Annotated in this window: 12 protein-coding genes; 6 read left to right on the top strand and 6 right to left on the bottom strand. The window is 63.4% G+C overall.

Annotated elements, in window-relative coordinates; genetic code table 11:
* Positions 1 to 36: 36 nt before the first annotated feature.
* Both AB5Y72_RS08380 and AB5Y72_RS08375 read right to left on the bottom strand, forming a co-directional pair.
* A complete protein-coding gene (locus AB5Y72_RS08380; protein WP_368198850.1) occupies positions 37 to 3189 on the bottom strand; it encodes an efflux RND transporter permease subunit in 3153 nt (1050 codons plus the stop codon).
* A complete protein-coding gene (locus tag AB5Y72_RS08375) occupies positions 3189 to 4241 on the bottom strand; it encodes an efflux RND transporter periplasmic adaptor subunit (protein WP_223930339.1) in 1053 nt (350 codons plus the stop codon). Before AB5Y72_RS08375 ends, AB5Y72_RS08380 begins: the two co-directional genes overlap by 1 nt.
* 376 nt (positions 4242 to 4617) lie before the next feature.
* Here AB5Y72_RS08375 and AB5Y72_RS08370 point away from each other — a divergent pair, with 376 nt between their 5' ends.
* Entirely contained in the window at positions 4618 to 5481 is an 864-nt protein-coding gene (locus AB5Y72_RS08370; RefSeq protein WP_209793845.1) for a patatin-like phospholipase family protein, read from the top strand.
* 62 nt (positions 5482 to 5543) lie between these two features.
* On the opposite strand, the gene AB5Y72_RS08365 is transcribed toward AB5Y72_RS08370, so the two are convergent.
* Together AB5Y72_RS08365 and AB5Y72_RS08360 are read right to left on the bottom strand one after the other, a co-directional pair.
* Positions 5544 to 6905 (bottom strand): sodium-dependent transporter, encoded by a 1362-nt coding sequence (locus tag AB5Y72_RS08365; protein WP_042074344.1) that lies wholly within the window; start codon positions 6903 to 6905, stop codon positions 5544 to 5546.
* Between the two features lie 195 nt (positions 6906 to 7100).
* Positions 7101 to 7367 carry a DNA-binding transcriptional regulator gene (locus tag AB5Y72_RS08360; RefSeq protein ID WP_005298604.1) on the bottom strand — a complete coding sequence of 89 codons (267 nt, stop codon included), beginning with the start codon at positions 7365 to 7367 and terminating at the stop codon, positions 7101 to 7103.
* A gap of 257 nt (positions 7368 to 7624) precedes the next feature.
* On the opposite strand from AB5Y72_RS08360, the gene AB5Y72_RS08355 reads away from it, so the two are divergent.
* The 4 genes from AB5Y72_RS08355 to AB5Y72_RS08340 all read left to right on the top strand — a co-directional run bounded on the left by AB5Y72_RS08355 (position 7625) and on the right by AB5Y72_RS08340 (position 12285).
* Positions 7625 to 8218 carry a hypothetical protein gene (locus tag AB5Y72_RS08355; RefSeq protein ID WP_325781944.1) on the top strand — a complete coding sequence of 198 codons (594 nt, stop codon included), beginning with the start codon at positions 7625 to 7627 and terminating at the stop codon, positions 8216 to 8218.
* Between the two features lie 308 nt (positions 8219 to 8526).
* Entirely contained in the window at positions 8527 to 9546 is a 1020-nt protein-coding gene (ompA, locus tag AB5Y72_RS08350; RefSeq protein WP_209793848.1) for a porin OmpA, read from the top strand.
* Between the two features lie 412 nt (positions 9547 to 9958).
* Positions 9959 to 10960 (top strand): porin OmpA, encoded by a 1002-nt coding sequence (gene ompA / locus AB5Y72_RS08345; protein WP_209793849.1) that lies wholly within the window; start codon positions 9959 to 9961, stop codon positions 10958 to 10960.
* Positions 10961 to 11187: 227 nt separating this feature from the next.
* The gene (locus AB5Y72_RS08340) at positions 11188 to 12285 is read left to right on the top strand and encodes an OmpA family protein (protein WP_368198848.1); all 1098 of its coding nucleotides are present in this window, start codon (positions 11188 to 11190) and stop codon (positions 12283 to 12285) included.
* A gap of 72 nt (positions 12286 to 12357) precedes the next feature.
* On the opposite strand, the gene AB5Y72_RS08335 is transcribed toward AB5Y72_RS08340, so the two are convergent.
* Together AB5Y72_RS08335 and AB5Y72_RS08330 are read right to left on the bottom strand one after the other, a co-directional pair.
* Entirely contained in the window at positions 12358 to 14052 is a 1695-nt protein-coding gene (locus AB5Y72_RS08335) for an NAD-dependent malic enzyme (protein WP_042074337.1), read from the bottom strand.
* 55 nt (positions 14053 to 14107) lie between these two features.
* A complete protein-coding gene (locus tag AB5Y72_RS08330) occupies positions 14108 to 14965 on the bottom strand; it encodes an AraC family transcriptional regulator (RefSeq protein WP_042074335.1) in 858 nt (285 codons plus the stop codon).
* 120 nt (positions 14966 to 15085) lie between these two features.
* On the opposite strand from AB5Y72_RS08330, the gene AB5Y72_RS08325 reads away from it, so the two are divergent.
* A complete protein-coding gene (locus tag AB5Y72_RS08325; RefSeq protein WP_368198846.1) occupies positions 15086 to 16465 on the top strand; it encodes an MATE family efflux transporter in 1380 nt (459 codons plus the stop codon).
* Positions 16466 to 16558: the final 93 nt, after the last annotated feature.

The raw sequence follows: 16558 nt of genomic DNA, 5'->3' as shown, positions 1-16558 counted from the left end.
TGGGCGCCCTGCTTGTTGTCATGGCGGGTCGGCACGCTAGGCCGCCGGTTTGTCCCGCCCCTCGGGGGCGTCCTCCCCCTGCACTGGGGACGGGCTGGCCGGGGCTGCCGTGGCCAGCACCTCGTCCACCAGCCGATCCCGCGCCCCCGTCAACCCCGCGCGTCTGGCGATCAGGTGATAGATGGCGGGCACCACCAGCAGGGTGACCAGGGTCGCGAGCGACAACCCGAAGAAGACCACTGTCCCCACGGCCATCCTGCTCTCGTAGCCCGCCCCCATGGAGAGCATCAGGGGCACGGCACCTATGATGGCGGTGAGCGACGTCATCAATATGGGGCGCAGACGGCGCACCGAGCCCTTGATGATCGCCTCCTCGAACCCTTCACCCCGCTGGCGCAACTGGTTGATGAACTCCACGATGAGGATGCCGTTCTTGGTCACCATGCCGATCAGCATGATCATGCCGATCTGGCTGTAGATGCTGAGCTCCTGCCCCGTGAGCCAGAGGCCGAGCAGGCCGCCGAAGATGCCGAGCGGCACCGTCATCATCACCACCGCCGGAGTCAGCAGGCTCTCGAACTGGGCCACCAGCACCAGGTAGACCACCAGCAGGGCCAGGCCGAACACCAGCGCCATCTCCCCCTGGTTGTCGCGATAATCCTTGGACTCGCCGGCGTAATCCACCGACATGCCGATGGGCAGATGATCCGCAGCCCAGCCATCCAGGAAGTCCAGCGCCTCCCCCAGGGTGTGGTCGGGGGCCAGGTCCGCGGTGAGGGTGACCGCCTTCTGGCGCTGATAGTGGTTGAGGCGCTGGGGGCTGGCCACCTGGGTGACGGTGGCCAGGGTGGAGAGGCTCACCATCTCGCCGCTGGCGGCCTTGAGGTAGATACGGCTCACATCCGAGATGCCGTTGAACTGGGTCTGGTTGGCGCGCAGATAGACGTCGTACTCCTCCCCCCTGTCCACATAGGTGGTCTGGCTGACGCCCCCGAGCAGGGCCTGCAGGGAGCTTGCTATGGTGGAGACCGGGATGCCAAGCTGGCTGGCCCGCTCCCGCTCTATGGTCACCTGCAGCTCCGGGGTCTTCTCGGCATAGTCGAGATCCGGGCTCTGCATCAGCCCGCTCTGGCGCGCCGCCTGCTGCAAGATGAGCCCCTGCTGGTATAGCTCGCCGTAATCGGAGCCCTGCAGCACGAACTGCACGGCGGCGGTGGAGCCACCGCGAAAGCCCGGCTGGAAGGTGCGGATCATCACGTCCGGAATGTCGGCGAGCAGCCCGCTCAGGGAGCGGCCGAACTCGGTGGCCGTCTGCTCCCGCACCGCCCAGTCGCTGAGCTGGATGATGGCCATACCGGTCTGATCGCCCCCGCGGCCGAAGGCCGGGGTGCTGAAGCTCACCGCCTGCACCACCCCCTTGCCGAGCAGCGGCAGGACGGCGGCCTCCACCTGCTGCATGTTGCGCTTCATCCGCTCTATGCTGGTGCCCTCGGCCCCCTTCACGAACACATAGAGCACGCCCCTGTCCTCTGTGGGAGTGAGGCTCGCGGGCAGCTTGCCAAAGAGGGCGCCGATGCCGCCGAGGCAGAGCAGCAGCACCAGGGGCATCCAGACGGCGTGGCGCAGCACGCCCCCCAGCAGGGCGCGATAGCGCCGCTCCACCCAGCCGAGGCCTTTGTCCAGCGTGGCGGTCAGGGCGTTGGGTTTGTCCACGGCACGCATCAGCCAGGAGCCCATGGCCGGGGTCAGGGTGAGCGCCACCAGGGAGGAGAAGAGCACGGCGAGCGAGAGCAATATTGCAAACTCGGTAAAGAGCCGCCCCACCATGCCCTCCATGAAGGCGATGGGCACGAACACCATCACCAGCACGGCGGTGGTGGCGATGACCGCAAACCCCACCTCCCGGGTGCCATGCCAGGCCGCCATCAATGGGGATTCCCCCCGCTGCAGGTGGTGGTGGATGTTCTCCACCACCACAATGGCGTCGTCCACCACCAGGCCGATGGCGAGGATGAGCGCCAGCAAGGTGATGAGGTTGATGGAAAAGCCCAGATACCAGGCGCCGATAAAGGCGGAGATGAGGGAGACCGGCACCGTGATGGCGGGGATCAGGGTGGTACGCCCCTGCCCGAGGAAGAGGTAGAGCACGGCGACCACCAGCAGGGCACAGATGGCCAGGGTCTCGTACACCTCGTCGATGGCCTGCTTGATGAAGATGGTGGAATCGTAGTCGACCTCAAGCTTTGCCCCCTCGGGCAGGAAGCGCTGCATCTCGACCAGCTTCTTCTCGATGCCCTGGGCCACCGCCAGGGGGTTGGCGGTGGACTGCGCGACTATGCCAATCCCCAGGCTCTCGCGGCCGTTGCGCTGGTAGGCGCTGTCTTCGTTTTTGGCCCCCACCTCCACATCCGCGATGTCCGCCAGGTAGATGCTCTCGCCGTTGACGGCGGTCGTCACCGGCAGGGAGCGGAAATCCTCGGCGCTGTGGTAGAGGCGGGCGATCTGCACCGCCATGGTCATGGTGTTGTTGCGGATCTCGCCGCCAGGGAGCTCGATGTTCTCCCGCTTGAGGGCATCCTGCACGTCGGCCACCGTGATGCCGCGGGCCGCCATGTCGGCCGGGCGCAGCCGCACGTACATCACCTGGGTCAGATCCCCCGAGAGTTGCACCTCGCTCACCCCGTCCACCAGGCTCAGGGGATCCACCAGCATGCGATTGGCGTAGTCGGTCAGGGCGGTGCGGTCCATCTGGGTGCTGCTGAAGTTCAGCCAGATGGCCACGTCGCCGTTGCCGTTGTCCTTGGTCACCATGGGCTCGTCCGCGTCGTCCGGGAGCCTGGGTCTGGCGCGGGAGATGGCGTCGCGCACGTCCGAGGTGCCTTCCAGCATGTTCCAGCCGAGCTTGAACTCCACCGTGATGGAGGAGCGCCCCTTGCGGGTCACCGAGTTGATGTTCTTGATGCCGCTGATGCCGGAGAGCTGGTCCTCGATGGGCTTGGTGATCTGGCTCTCCATCACCTCGGGGGCCGCCCCCTCATAGGTGGTGGTGATGGAGACGGACGGGGTCTGCACGTCCGGCATCTCCCGCACCGTCAGCTTGGAAAAGGCCACCAGGCCGAACACGGTGAGCAGGGCGCTGATGACCACCGCCACCAGGGGGCGGCGCACTGAGATATCGGAGAGCCACATCAGCCTTTCACCTCGCCCAGATCCCGTACCAGGGCGCCGTCGCGCAGATTCACCAACCCCTCCACCGCGATGCGATCGCCGACGTTCAGCCCCTTGAGCACCCACACTTCTTCGCCATGGGTGTCGCCAAGCTCCACCGGCACGCGCTTCACCCGGCCGTCCGCCTCCAGGCGATAGACGAAGCGCTGCTCGCCGGCGTATTCCACCGACTGGGCCGGGATCAGGGTCATCTTCTGGGCCGGCAGGGAGAGCTCCACATTCATCAGCATGCCGGGGCGCAACTGGCCGCCGGGGTTGGGCAGGATGACCCGCGCCTTGATGTTCTGGGTGTCGCTGGAGATCCGGCTGTCGAGGGTCTCCAGCACCCCGGAGAAGGATTGATCCGGCCAGGCGGAGCTGGTCGCCGTCACCGCCATGCCGGGGCGCAGCAGGGAAAGGTAGCGCTCGGGCACAGCCAGATCGAGCCGCAGCTTCGCCAGCTCGTCCAGGTGCAGCAGCACGTCACCGCTGTTGACCAGGGCCCCTTCACTCAGGTCGATGAGGCTGACGGTGCCGTCGAAGGGGGCGGCCAGGGTGCGCAGGGAGAGCTCGTAACGGGCCGCGTCCACCCGGGCCTGGGCCTGGGCGACGGTCGCCTCCTGCCCCTCCAGCTCGGAGGTGGTGATGGCGCCGCGCGCCACCAGGCGGCGCATGTCCCGCAGCTTGCGCGCCTCATCGCGCACGCTGGCGCTCTGCTCGGCGAGCTCCGCCTGCTGCTTGCCCGCGTCCAGGGCGATCAGGGTCTGCCCCTGCTCCACCTGCTGGCCGGATCGCACCGCAATGTTGACGATGCGGCCGGTCACCTCGGGACTCACCACCACGGAGCGATTGGCCGACAGCTTGCTGACCAGCTTGATGGAGGGCTCGGCCAGGCTCTGCCTGACCGTTTCGGCCCTGATGTTGATCTCTCTTGGTGCAGGCTTGCTGGCGGGTTCAGCCTGCCGCAGATGCCAGGCGCCCGCCGCCAGCAATAGTAGAAGAGGGAAAAGCCACAGCCACACGCGCGTTTTCATCACAGGATCCATGCCGTCAAAGAGAGAAAGGGAAAGAGCTTCATCAAGGATGGCACCATGTTACCCCCTGACTATGCCGCGACTATGTATAAATGTGACAAAACGTAACAGTCTGGCGAGAAGATCATCAAAAACCATCTTCCCGGGGCGATGACGAGGGTTCTGCCCTGCACTGATGGCCGATTTGCGCCTCATGCTCAGCCTGGGCCATTGCCGCCAGCCCCCTTCGATCACACTGTTGGAGACCATTCACCGCGCCGATCTCGCCCTCTATCAGGCCAAGGGCAACGGTCGCAATCGCCGCGAAAGTTGGCAGGATGACGGGCAGGAGAAGCCGGGGTAAGCTGGAACCCCAATTCACATCAGGAGACGCACTGTGGCACGAAAACCCCGCCTGGGTCTGGCCCTGGGCAGCGGCGCTGCCCGAGGATGGGCACACATCGGCATCATACGGGCGCTGGAGCGCCTCGGCGTCAAGCCGGATCTGGTGGCTGGCTGCTCCATCGGCAGCTTCGTCGGCGCTGCCTACGCTGCTGGCGAACTGGACAAACTGGAGAACTGGGTGCGCGGTTTCAACCGGTTGCAGGTGATGGGGCTGCTCGACCCCGCCCTCTCCGGCGGCCTGTTCCGCGGTGACAAGGTGTTCGGCATCGCCGCCGGCCATCTGGGGGATCCCGCCATCGAGAGCCTGCCGCTGCCCTTCGCCTGCGTCGCCACCGAACTCGATACCGGCCGCGAGATCTGGTTGCAGCAGGGCCCCCTGCGCCAGTGCGTGCGCGCCTCCTGCGGCATGCCCGGCATCCTGACCCCGACCCGGATCGATGACCGCTGGCTGGTGGACGGTGCCGTGGTCAACCCCGTGCCCATCTCGCTCGCCCGCGCCATGGGGGCCGAGGTGGTGATCGCCGTCAACCTCAACACCGACCTGCACCAGCCCTGGACGGACGAGCCGGACGAACCCGCCCCGGGGGGGCTGTTCAGTCAATGGCTCGGCCGCACCGAACCCAGTACCCCCGGCATGTGGGGGGTGATGACCGGCTCCATCAACATCATGCAGGAGCGCATCACCCGGGCCCGGATGGCCGGCGATCCCCCCGAGATCCAGCTCTGCCCTCGCCTCGGCAACCTCTCCATCATGGACTTCCACCGCGCCAGCGACGCCATCAACGAGGGGGAGGCCTGTGTCGAGCGCAGCCTGGATCAGCTCAAGGAGGAACTCTCCCGGCTCGGCCTGCTCTGACGCCCAGGGATGCCAATGAAAAGAGCGCCATCAGGCGCTCTTTTGCTGTCCGGGCCTCGGGGTCAGAACAGCCCCAGCCCCTTGAGCATCACGATCAGGATCAGCAGGGGCGACACGTAACGGATGATGAAGAACAGGGGCTTGAGGATGGGCAGCTCCAGCTCGCCGCCATTGGTCAGCGCCGTCTTCATCCGCTCGAAGCCCCAGACCCAGCCGACGAACAGGCAGAGGAAGATGCCGCCAAGGGGCATCAGCACGTTGGAGGAGACGAAGTCGAACAGATCGAAGAAGGTCTTGCCGGCGATCTGCACATCCGCCAGGGTGCTGTTGGAGAGCGCACAGGTCGACCCGACCGCCCCCAGCACTAAGAGGTTGATCAGGGTGGCCCTTCTGCGGCTCATGTGAAAACGCTCGGAGAGCACGGAGACCGGCACCTCCAGGATGGAGAGCATGGCCCCCGTGGCCGCGATGGCGGAGAGCACGAAGAACAGCACCATGAAAAGGTGACCGAACGGAATGCTGGCAAACACCGCGGGTATGGTGATGAACAGCAGGGAGGGGCCGGCGCTCGGCTCGAAGCCGAAGGCGAACACCGCCGGGAAGATGGCGATCCCCGCCAGCATGGAGACGAAGAGATCGGCGCACATCACCCGGACCGTGGTCAGGGGAATGTGCTGGTCATCCCGAAAGTAGCTGCCATAGGTCATCATGCAGCCCATGCCGATGGAGAGCTTGAAGAACGCCAGTCCCATGGCCGTCAGCACGACGCCTGCGGTCACCTTGGAGAAATCGGGGGAGAACAGGAAGTCCAGCCCCTCGCTCGCCCCGGGCAGGGTCAGGCTGCGGATGCCTATCACCAGCAGCAGGATGAAGAGCAGCGGCATCAGCCGCTTGGTGACCGCCTCAATCCCCTTGGCCACCCCCATCAGCAGTATGCCCCCCATCAGGGCCAGCACCAGCCACTGCCATAGCAGGCTCTGCAGCGGATTGGTGATGAGCGCGTTGAAGGCCGCCCCCGTCACGGCGGGATCGGTCGAGAGGATATCCCCGCTGGCCGCCTTGAAGATGTAGGCAAACACCCAGGCCGCCACCTCGGAGTAGAACGACATGATGAGGAAGGCCGCGCTCACCCCCATGGCCGCGATCAGCCACCAGGGTTGTCCCTTCGGCGCCAGCTTGATGAGCCCGCTCACCGCATCGGATTTGGCCTGACGCCCCAGCATGATCTCGGAGATCATCACCGGCAGCCCCACCAGCAGGGTGGCGATGACATAGACCAGCAGGAAGCCGGCGCCGCCGTTCTCCCCGGTCAGGTAGGGGAACTTCCAGATGTTGCCAAGCCCGACGGCCGACCCCAGGGTCGCAGCCAGCACGCCAAAGGTACTGGTAAAGCCATCTCTGGCCTTGGATGTGGTTTGACTCATGTTTGTCTCGTTGTGCGCAGCAGTGGCCTGAATTCAAAGGGTGGGAATATTCCGGGGATTAATCCAGTTCCACAAGCTGATTTCGCTGAAATCGCCACACATCGCACATAACGCCGTATTTATTTAAACAAGTCTCTGTTTTGAAAAATAAAAAATGCCGCCTCCAGGGCGGCATTTTTATCAAGGCTCAGGCCATCAAGCCTTGGCAATATCGTCCGGACCGATCTGGCCGATTTCGGCGACTTTCTTGTCGGCCAGCAGCCAGAGGGTGAACTTGTGCAGCTCCGGGTGATGAGCCAGGGCGACCAGGAAGGCGCCTCCGACTTCACGGTAACCCAGTTCATAGTTCTTCAGGGTGGTTGGGGGGACGCCCAGCAGATCGGCAAACTTGGGACGGCTCAGGCCTACCGCTTCGCGGATCTGACGGATCTTCTTGCCAACAGTTACGATATTTGAATTCATGTGTTCCATACTCCGTTCGGCGGATTGACTCCACCTTTATTTTTCGCGACGACTCGTAGTCAAGTGTATCAGTTTTGAACGGACTCGTTATGGTCGAGCCTCTATCTATAATCAGCGTCTTTCGACGACAACCCTAACAAACCTCGGGGATGGTAATCGCAGAGCCGCTTCAGGTAAACAGTCTCGAAAAGAAACCTTTCTGGTTGCCCGGCCATCGCTCGTATAATTCGCCGATTATTTCCAAGAGAGTCATCAGCATGGCATTTCCCGGCATCATTTCCCGTCTCCACCCGGATTCGGATCCCGCATCCCTCCCCCGTCAACTCAGCCAGGGCCAGCAGACCCGGGCCGAGGCATTCTGGCTGCCCGCGGCCATGCAGCACGACGCGGCCACCGTGCTGGCGGCCCTCTCGGACAAGTGCAGCCTCTATCTCGAATGCCCGGCGACGTCGGGGCTGCGCAGCCACGACGGAGTCCTGCAGGAAGATGGCACCCTGAGGCTGGAAAATGGTAACCGGATGGCGCTCGCAAAGGCCAAAGGGGATGGCGGCATAGTGCCCGAGCTGGGTCTGCACGAGATGGAAGCCTGGCTGGCTGCCGGTCACCTCCATTTCATCTGTTCAGCCGCCGTTCAGCCTGTGGCGCGGGCCATCCTCAATATCTGGCCCCTCGACCCCTATCTCGCCCGCCATTTTTTGCTCAGCTTCACCCCCTTGCTATGCGAAGCAACCGAGGCCGATTATCTCGCGGTCTTCTCGGCCAGGGTGGCAGGCGCAAGCCCGCAGCACGCCTGGGCTAAGGCCTATATGAAGCTTGAGAAAAAACTGCACCGCGCCTACTTGGATCACTAATAAATTCGAAGAAACAGCCAGTTATCCATACGACACAATTTGCCCCATGGGTTATCTGTGAGCTTGATCATGTTTTGAAATGGGCATAAAGTGCGCCACGTCATCGGAATGACATCGGCTGTTCGTGGCGGAGTTCGTGCATTGTCGACAGTGCAACCCGCTCACTTGTGCACCCAGATGCGTGCCTCCTGGATGGATCTAGGATCCCTGTTCGCGCCAACGGTCGTTGGTCGACAGAGCCAGCAGCTTACATAAATTACAAAGTGCGAAGCACGTGGACAACGTGCCATCTCAACGAGGATTATTTTATGATGAAAATGGCTCCTTCCCTGATCGCCATCGCCATGGCTGCCATGGGTGCAACTGCAGCGCACGCCGCTGACGACATCTACTTCGGTGCCGGTGTTGGTGCGACTCACTTCAACGGTCTGAACAAGATCGAAGGCGTGAACGCTGGTGAAGAAGACGCGGCTGCTGCCAATGCCTTCGTTGGTTACAACTTCAACGAATACTTCGGTTCCGAGCTGGGCTACCAATACACCGGCCGTGGCAACACCAACGGCAACCGTTACGAGAGCCAGGGTGCCACCCTGTCCGGTATCGCTCGTCTGCCGCTGGGCAACGATTTCTCCCTGTTCGGTGAAGCTGGCGCCTACTGGGGCCACACCGACGGTCTGGGCACCAGCGATACCAAGGTATCCCCGCTGGCCGGTGCCGGTGTGACCTACAAGGTCAACGACGCGCTGGACCTGCAAGCTCGTTACCGCTACATGTGGGACGTGGCTGACCTGCACGCCGACGACGTACGCTACAAGTCCAACCAGAGCGTTGCGACCCTGGAAGCCGTTTACCACCCGTTCCGCACTTCCTACGTAGCGCCGGCTCCGGCTCCGGTTGTTGAAGAAGCTCCGGCTCCTGCTCCGCAAATCGTTGAGAAGAACTTCGCCCTGAACTCCGACGTGCTGTTTGCCTTTGGCAAAGACAGCCTGAAGGCCGAAGGCGTGGAAGCCCTGAACGCCCTGTACCAGCAGATCGTTGAGTTCCAGCCGAAAGACGGCAACGCCGTTGTCGTTGGTTACACCGACCGCATCGGTTCCGACGCTTACAACCAGAAGCTGTCTGAAGCCCGTGCCCGTACCGTTGCCAACTTCCTGGTCAGCAAGGGTATGGCTGCCAGCAAGGTTGCCATCGAAGGTCGTGGCGAAGCCAACCCTGTCACCGGCACCAAGTGTGACGGCGTCAAGGCCAAGGCTCAGCTGATCTCCTGCCTGGCTCCGGACCGTCGCGTAGAAGTACGCGTATCCGGCGTACAGGAAGTTCAGCAGTAATCTGACCTCGCTCAGATAATGCGAAAAGGGGATGCCACGGCATCCCCTTTTGCTTGTCTGGCGTTTTCCCCGGCGACATCTCCTGTCTCACCTCTCCCCCTCTTCCCACTCTGGCGGTAGCCCCATGGTACCGGCGCCAGCGCTGCATATCTGACCGGAAACTTGATCAAGCTGATTCAAAAGAATACAGTAGCTGCGCTTGTAAGACATTGGATGTACTATTAAAAGTGCTGAATGCCCGGTGCGTTGTCCATGGAGAATAAGCTTCATGAGAATCCAGGTTACCATCCATTTTTTTATTCAAGCCGTCCGTGACGCGTTCACGGTGTCGCACATGAAGTGTCATCTGCGACCGGTATAACAAAGAGTGCGCAGTACGCCCTTAGCACGGCAACTCAACGAGGATAAAACGATGAAAATGAAAATGGCACCAACCCTGATTGCTCTGGCTATTGCAGCCATGGGAACCACCACGGCCCAGGCGGCTGACGACTGGTACACAGGCATGGGGGCAGGTTGGGCATATGGGCACGACCTGGACTCCTTCGGCCTGGATGCCGACAAGGACGCCACCGCGATCTCCCTGTTCGGCGGCTACAACTTCACCGAAAACTTTGCCGCCGAGCTGGGCTATCTCTATGCCGGCAAGGGTGGCGTCGACGGCGTCGACTTCAAGACCCAGGGTGGGACCCTGTCCGGTATCGCCCGCCTGCCCATGAACGACATCTTCTCCGTGTTCGCCGAAGGCGGTGCCTACTTCAACCACGTCAACGGCAACGGTGACAGCGACAACGGCACCTCGCCGCTGGCCGGTCTGGGCCTGAGCGCCAAGCTCACCGATCTGCTCGATCTGCAGGCTCGCTATCGCTACATCTGGGATCTGGGCGACGATCAGAAGACCTGGAAGACCGACATGAGCGTCGCCACCCTGGAGCTGGTGATGCACCCGAACCGCAAAGCCTATGTAGCACCTGTGGCAGCCCCGGCTCCCGAGCCGGCTCCCGAGCCCGTCATGGTCGACAAGAGCTTCGCCCTGAGCTCAGACGTGCTGTTTGCCTTCGGCAAGTCCACCCTGAAGCCGGAAGGAACCGCGGCGCTCAACACCCTGTATCAGCAGATCGTCGACGTCCAGCCGAAAGACGGCAGCGCCGTGGTGGTGGGTTACACCGACCGCATCGGCTCCGACGCCTATAACCTGAAGCTGTCCGAAGCCCGTGCCCGCACCGTGGCCGACTTCCTGGTCGGCAAGGGTCTGCCGGCGGGCAAGGTCTCCATCGAGGGCCGTGGTGAAGCCAATCCGGTCACCGGCACCCAGTGTGACGGCGTCAAGGGCAAGAACCAGCTGATCTCCTGCCTGGCACCGGATCGCCGCGTCGAAGTGCGCGTCACCGGCGTGCAGGAAGTCCAGCAGTAAGCGGGCTACCCGCAACCAAACAAGGGGCAACTCGGCCCCTTTTTGTTCATCAACCAGTCCTTCCCACCCCCGTTCTGGGGCGAACCAGTTGTCACCTTCCTCACAGATTTTCCATACGGGGTCGCCACTTAAGTGGTTAAACGTCTCATATGGCCTATACATAATGTTGGTTATACATAACAAAGGGCTGGGAGCCCTATAACACCCAACATCGACGAGGAAACGCGATGAACATTAGACTGAAACCGGTATGGATTGCACTGGTATTGGCGACGGGAGCGGCACAGGCGGCACCTGTTCATGACTGGTATATAGGCGCGGGGGCAGGCTGGGCATGGGCCCATGATCTCGATGACTTCAGCAAGGATGTCAGCAACGATGACACCGCGTACAACGCCTTCGCCGGCTACAACTTCACCGAAAACCTGGGGGCCGAACTGGGTTATCTCTCGGGCGGGGACTGGGACGTCAATGGTCACGAATTCAGCAACCAGGGGGCGACCCTGTCGATCCTGGGCCGCCTGCCATTGAACGACATCTTCTCGGTGTTTGCCGAGGGTGGTGGCTACCTCTACAGCGTCAAGTCCATCAACGGCAGCGAGGACAACCTGGCGCCGCTGGCCGGACTCGGCATGACCGCCAGGCTGCACGACTGGATCGACATCCAGGCCCGCTATCGCTACATGGTGCGGGTGGGGGATGACTCGGACAACGACAAGGTGGGCAGCGGTACCCAGCGCTGGGTTAGCGACATCAGCACCGCCACCATAGAGCTGGTGCTGCACCCCAACCGCACCGTCGCCGCCGTGCCGGTGGCGGCCCCCATGGTGGTGACCCCCCCGCCGGCCCCCGAACCGGTGGATCAGACCTTCAACCTGAGCTCTGACGTGCTGTTTGCCTTTGGCAAGGCGGAGCTCAAGCCGGAAGGCATGGCCGCCCTGGACGATCTCTACCAGCAGATCGTCGACGTCAAACCCAAGGACGGCAACGCTCTGGTGATGGGCTATACCGACCGCATCGGCTCCGACGCCAACAACCAGGCGCTGTCCGAAGCCCGTGCGCGCACCGTGGCCGATTTCCTCATCGGCAAGGGCCTGCCTGCCGACAAGGTCAGCATTCAGGGCAATGGCGAGAGCAACCCGGTCACCGGCACCCAGTGTGATGCCGTCAAGGCCAGGGCCGCCCTCATCGACTGCCTGGCCCCGGATCGCCGGGTCGAGGTGCGGGTCACCGGCGTGCAGTCCGTGCCGGCCGCCGAACCTGCTGCCGAACCCGCCCCTGAAGAAGCCGTCACCGAGCCGGCCGCCGAGCAGCCGGCCCAATAACCCCTCCCTCGGCCGCCGTGCACAAAAAAGGGATGCTGATGCATCCCTTCTGTTTTTCGGTGGCTCCCCCGCTCAGAACGAGGTGCGGCGATAGCGGCGGTATTCTGGACGCCAGAAGTTCGCCTCTATGGCCTGATCTATCACATCATCCGGGGTCTGCACCGCCTTGCCCTGCAGCATGGCGGTCTTGGCCACCATCTTGGCGATGTAGCGGGAGACCCGGTGGATGTCCGCCAGATCCGGCAGGAGGGAGCCCTCCTCCCCCTTCACCAGGGGCGAGCAGTCCGCCAGGGCGCGGCTGGCCGACATCAGCATGGCATCGGTCACCCGGTTGGCACCGGAGGCGATGACGCCAAGGCCAATGCCCGGGAAGATGAAGGAGTTGTTGCACTGGGCGATGACATAGCGCTTGCCCTTGTACTCCACCGGTGCGAACGGGCTGCCGGTGGCCACCAGCACCTGGCCGTCGGTCCAGCGGATGAGATCCGCCGGCGTGGCCTCCACCCGGGAAGTGGGGTTGGAGAGCGGGAAGATGATGGGGCGGGCGCAGTGCTTGTGCATGGTCTTGACCACCTCCTCGGTGAAGAGGCCGGGCTGACCGGAGACCCCGATCAGGATGTCCGGGCGACCGTGTTCCATCACCTCCAGCAGGGAGATGTTGTCCCCCACCGGCCACTCCTTGATCCGCTCCAGCGGCTGGGAGAGCTTGCGCTGGAAGTCGAGCTGGTTGGGGATCTTGTCGGTGATGAGACCGAAGCGGTCAACCATGAAGACCCGGCCCCGCGCCTCGGCGTCGGTCAGCCCTTCGGCCTTCATCTGCGCCACTATCTGCTCGGCGATGCCGCAGCCCGCGCTGCCGGCACCGAGGAAGGCGACCCGCTTCTCAGAGAGCTTGGCGCCGGAGGCCTTGCAGGCGGCGATGAGGCTGCCGAGGGTCACGGCGGCGGTCCCCTGGATGTCATCGTTGAAGCAGCACAGCTCGTCCTTGTAGCGGTTGAGCAGCGGAGTGGCATTGCCCTGGGCGAAGTCCTCGAACTGCAGCAGGATGTCCGGCCAGCGACGCTTGACCGCCTGGATGAAGGCGTCGACGAACTCATCGTACTCCTCCCCGGAGATGCGCGGGTGGCGCCAGCCCATGTAGAAGGGGTCGTTCAGCAGTTGCTGGTTGTTGGTGCCCACGTCCAGCACCACCGGCAGGCAGTAGGCGGGCGAGATGCCGCCGCAGGCGGTGTAGAGGGACAGCTTGCCGATGGGAATGCCCATGCCGCCGATGCCCTGATCCCCAAGACCCAGGATCCGTTCGCCGTCGGTGACCACGATCACCTTGACGTTCTGCTTGGTGGCGTTCTGCAGCATGTCATCGATCCTGTCCTTGTCCGGATAGGAGATGAACAGCCCGCGGGCACGGCGATAGATGTTGGAGAACTCCTCGCACGCCTTGCCCACGGTCGGGGTGTAGATGACCGGCAGCATCTCGGTCAGGTGGTTGTTCAGCAGGCGGTAGAACAGGGTCTCGTTGGTATCCTGGATGTTGCGCAAATAGATGTGCTTGTCCATGTCGTTGCCGAACGCCATGAACTGGCGGTAGGCGCGCTCGGCCTGCTCTTCGATGGTCTCGATGTTCTGGGGCAGCAGGCCTTCCAGGTTGAAGCTGCTGCGCTCTTCGCTGGTGAAGGCGCTGCCCTTGTTGAGCAGGGGCGTCTCCAGCAGGGCCGGACCTGCGTAGGGGATGTAGAGGGGACGTTTCTGATTATTGTCTTCAAACATGGATCTGTACCTTGACTGTGTGGCCCGCCGATCCTATGGGCTTGAGCCAACAATTTCAAAGGGTTTGCATGTCTGTTGCGAAAGGTTTGCGACCCAGGCGGCGAAAGGCCCCAGGGGTCTGACCAGTCAGGCGCCGGAAGCGGTTCGCGAAGTTGGCTCCGTCGCTGTAACCGACCCGGCTGGCGAGCTCGCCGAGGGGCCAGTTGGTGTAGAGCAGCAGCTGGCGCGCCTTGTTCATGCGAAGCTGGGTCAGCCAGGCCATGGGGCCCATGCCGAACGCCTGCTGACATAGACGGTGCAGGTGGGGCACGGAACAGGCCATCTGCTCGGCGAGCAGGGCCACGCTCCAGGGCTCGTCCAGGCGCGCCTCCACCCGGCGAAACAGCGCCTGCAGCCGCAGCTCCGGGGTGCCGCGCACCTCCCCTTGCAGGGTGCGGTCCAGCAGGGCCAGCAGCAGGCTCAGCAGCTGGGGTTGCAGGGGCGAGCGGACCCCCTCCCCCTGCATCAGACTGAGCAGGTGATAGAGCCGATCCCCTTCCTCCCCCTGCCAGATGCGATGGCCGAGCCGATGCAAGTGGTGCCAGCGCGGCACGTCGTCCAGCAGGATCCAGCTGATCTGCCAGCGCTCCCCGGCGAGGCGTAGCCCCCCCGGCACGGCCGCCGGCAGGAATACCAGGGCCCCGGCCGGGATCGGCTGCTCCCCTGCCTCGGTCAGCAGCATGCCCCCCTCGTCGTGACTCACCATCAGGATGTGGAATTCGGGCCTGTTGCGACGGATCAGATAGTGATCCCGCAGCTGGGAGAGCCCGGTCAGGAAGATCCCCGCCTCCCCGAGCAGGGGCAGACCTTCGCGCCCCAGCATCCGCTCCTCGCAGGCCGGGGCAATCTCCAGACACTCGCTGACAAATGGCATAGCACCTCAACAGGATAGTTTTACACAAGAAAGCCGAGAGAGGCTCACAGTGGAACAGCCCCTTGCCTCCCCTATCATACCCAAGACAAACCTTGATTTTCACATACCCGGTTAACATAAATGAATTATTGGCAAGCGATTTTAAAACAAACCACCGATCGTGAGTTCATGACCAGACTGTGGCGGCTGGCCCTGCCGGTGTCGCTGCAGTCCATGATGTTCTCCCTGCTCGGCCTCATCGACATCATGATGGTGAGCCAGCTCGGCACCACGGCTGTGGCGGCGGTCGGCTTGGGTAACCGGGTCTTCTTCTTCAATCTGCTGGTGATAGCGGGGCTCTCGGGTGGCGTCTCGGTGTTGGCGGCACAGTATTACGGCCGGGGGGATCTCGCCGGGGTGCGCCGCTCCCTGGCGCTGGCCCTGGTGGGTGCCCTGCTGGTGAGCCTGCCGTTTGCCCTCATCTATGTGCTCTCGCCGGGCAGTGTGCTGGGCTTCGCCAGCCAGGATCCCGAACTGCGTCCCCTGGCTGACGAGTTCCTGATGATCACCGGCGCCACTATCCTCTGCACCGCCGTGGTGGTGCCCCTGGAGGCGGCACTGCGCGCCGTGGGCAACGCGGCGGCACCGACCCGGATCGGCATCGTCGCCATCATCGCCAACGTCATCCTCAACTATGCCCTCATCTTCGGCCACTTCGGCTTCGAGGCCATGGGGGTGGCAGGCTCGGCCTGGGGCACCACGCTGTCGCGCCTGCTGCAGACCGCGCTGCTGCTCGTCTATGTGCTGCGCCAGGAGCCCCGGCTGGTGCCGCGCCTGGCGGACTGGCTGGCGGCCTTCAAGCGCAGGGAGGTGGTGCGCTTCACCCTGATCGCCCTGCCGCTGCTGCTGCACGACGGGCTCTGGGCCTTCGGCATGCTGCTCTACGGCTTCCTCTACGCCCACCTCGGCACGGATTCCCTGGCCATCATGACCACCCTGGGGACGCTCGAGAGCATCCTCATCTCCCTCTTCTTCGGGCTGGCGGTGGCCTGCTCAACCCTGCTCGGCCACCGGCTCGGGGCCGAGGAGTATGACGAGGCCTGGCAGCACTCCCAGCTGTTCCTGCTGCTCGCCCCCGTCGGCGCCCTGCTGGTGGGGATCGCGGTCTGGCTGATGCAGGGCAGCCTGCTGCAGTGGGTCGGCAACCTGCCCGGCGAGCTCATGGGGGAGGCGGGCCAGGTGCTCGCCATCATGTGCCTCGGCATGCTGCTCAAGGTGTTCAACATGGTGGGCATCGTCGGGGTGCTGCGCTCGGGGGGCGACGTGAACTACAGCATCTTCATCGACATCGTCGGCATGTGGTGCATCGGCCTGCCGCTCGCCTGGGTGGCGGTCAGCCTGCTCGGCTGGCACCTCTCCTGGGTGGTCGCCGTGGTGCTGCTGGAGGAGCTCGCCAAGGTGCTGCTGGTGCAGCGCCGCATCCGTCAGCGCCACTGGCTCCGAAACCTGGTGCTGGGATAAAAGAGGGGCGAGGCGGGGTCATATCAATGACAGAAAATCCCCCCTTGCAGTATGCTGGCCCCCTCTTCAATCAGCGACGGGGCGCATTTTGCT

This window comes from Aeromonas sp. R7-4 (assembly GCF_040908055.1).
Taxonomy (GTDB): domain Bacteria; phylum Pseudomonadota; class Gammaproteobacteria; order Enterobacterales; family Aeromonadaceae; genus Aeromonas; species Aeromonas sanarellii.
The sequence above is the reverse complement of the archived record's forward strand: the minus strand, read 5'-3'. Positions and strand labels throughout refer to the sequence as shown.

Coding starts and splice junctions, on each gene's coding strand:
- AB5Y72_RS08380 (WP_368198850.1), bottom strand. CDS start 3,189: ATGTGGCTCTCCGATATCTCAGTGCGCCGCCCCCTGGTGGCGGTGGTC.
- AB5Y72_RS08375 (WP_223930339.1), bottom strand. CDS start 4,241: ATGAAAACGCGCGTGTGGCTGTGGCTTTTCCCTCTTCTACTATTGCTG.
- AB5Y72_RS08365 (WP_042074344.1), bottom strand. CDS start 6,905: ATGAGTCAAACCACATCCAAGGCCAGAGATGGCTTTACCAGTACCTTT.
- AB5Y72_RS08360 (WP_005298604.1), bottom strand. CDS start 7,367: ATGAATTCAAATATCGTAACTGTTGGCAAGAAGATCCGTCAGATCCGC.
- AB5Y72_RS08355 (WP_325781944.1), top strand. CDS start 7,625: ATGGCATTTCCCGGCATCATTTCCCGTCTCCACCCGGATTCGGATCCC.
- ompA (WP_209793848.1), top strand. CDS start 8,527: ATGATGAAAATGGCTCCTTCCCTGATCGCCATCGCCATGGCTGCCATG.
- ompA (WP_209793849.1), top strand. CDS start 9,959: ATGAAAATGAAAATGGCACCAACCCTGATTGCTCTGGCTATTGCAGCC.
- AB5Y72_RS08340 (WP_368198848.1), top strand. CDS start 11,188: ATGAACATTAGACTGAAACCGGTATGGATTGCACTGGTATTGGCGACG.
- AB5Y72_RS08335 (WP_042074337.1), bottom strand. CDS start 14,052: ATGTTTGAAGACAATAATCAGAAACGTCCCCTCTACATCCCCTACGCA.
- AB5Y72_RS08330 (WP_042074335.1), bottom strand. CDS start 14,965: ATGCCATTTGTCAGCGAGTGTCTGGAGATTGCCCCGGCCTGCGAGGAG.
- AB5Y72_RS08325 (WP_368198846.1), top strand. CDS start 15,086: ATGAATTATTGGCAAGCGATTTTAAAACAAACCACCGATCGTGAGTTC.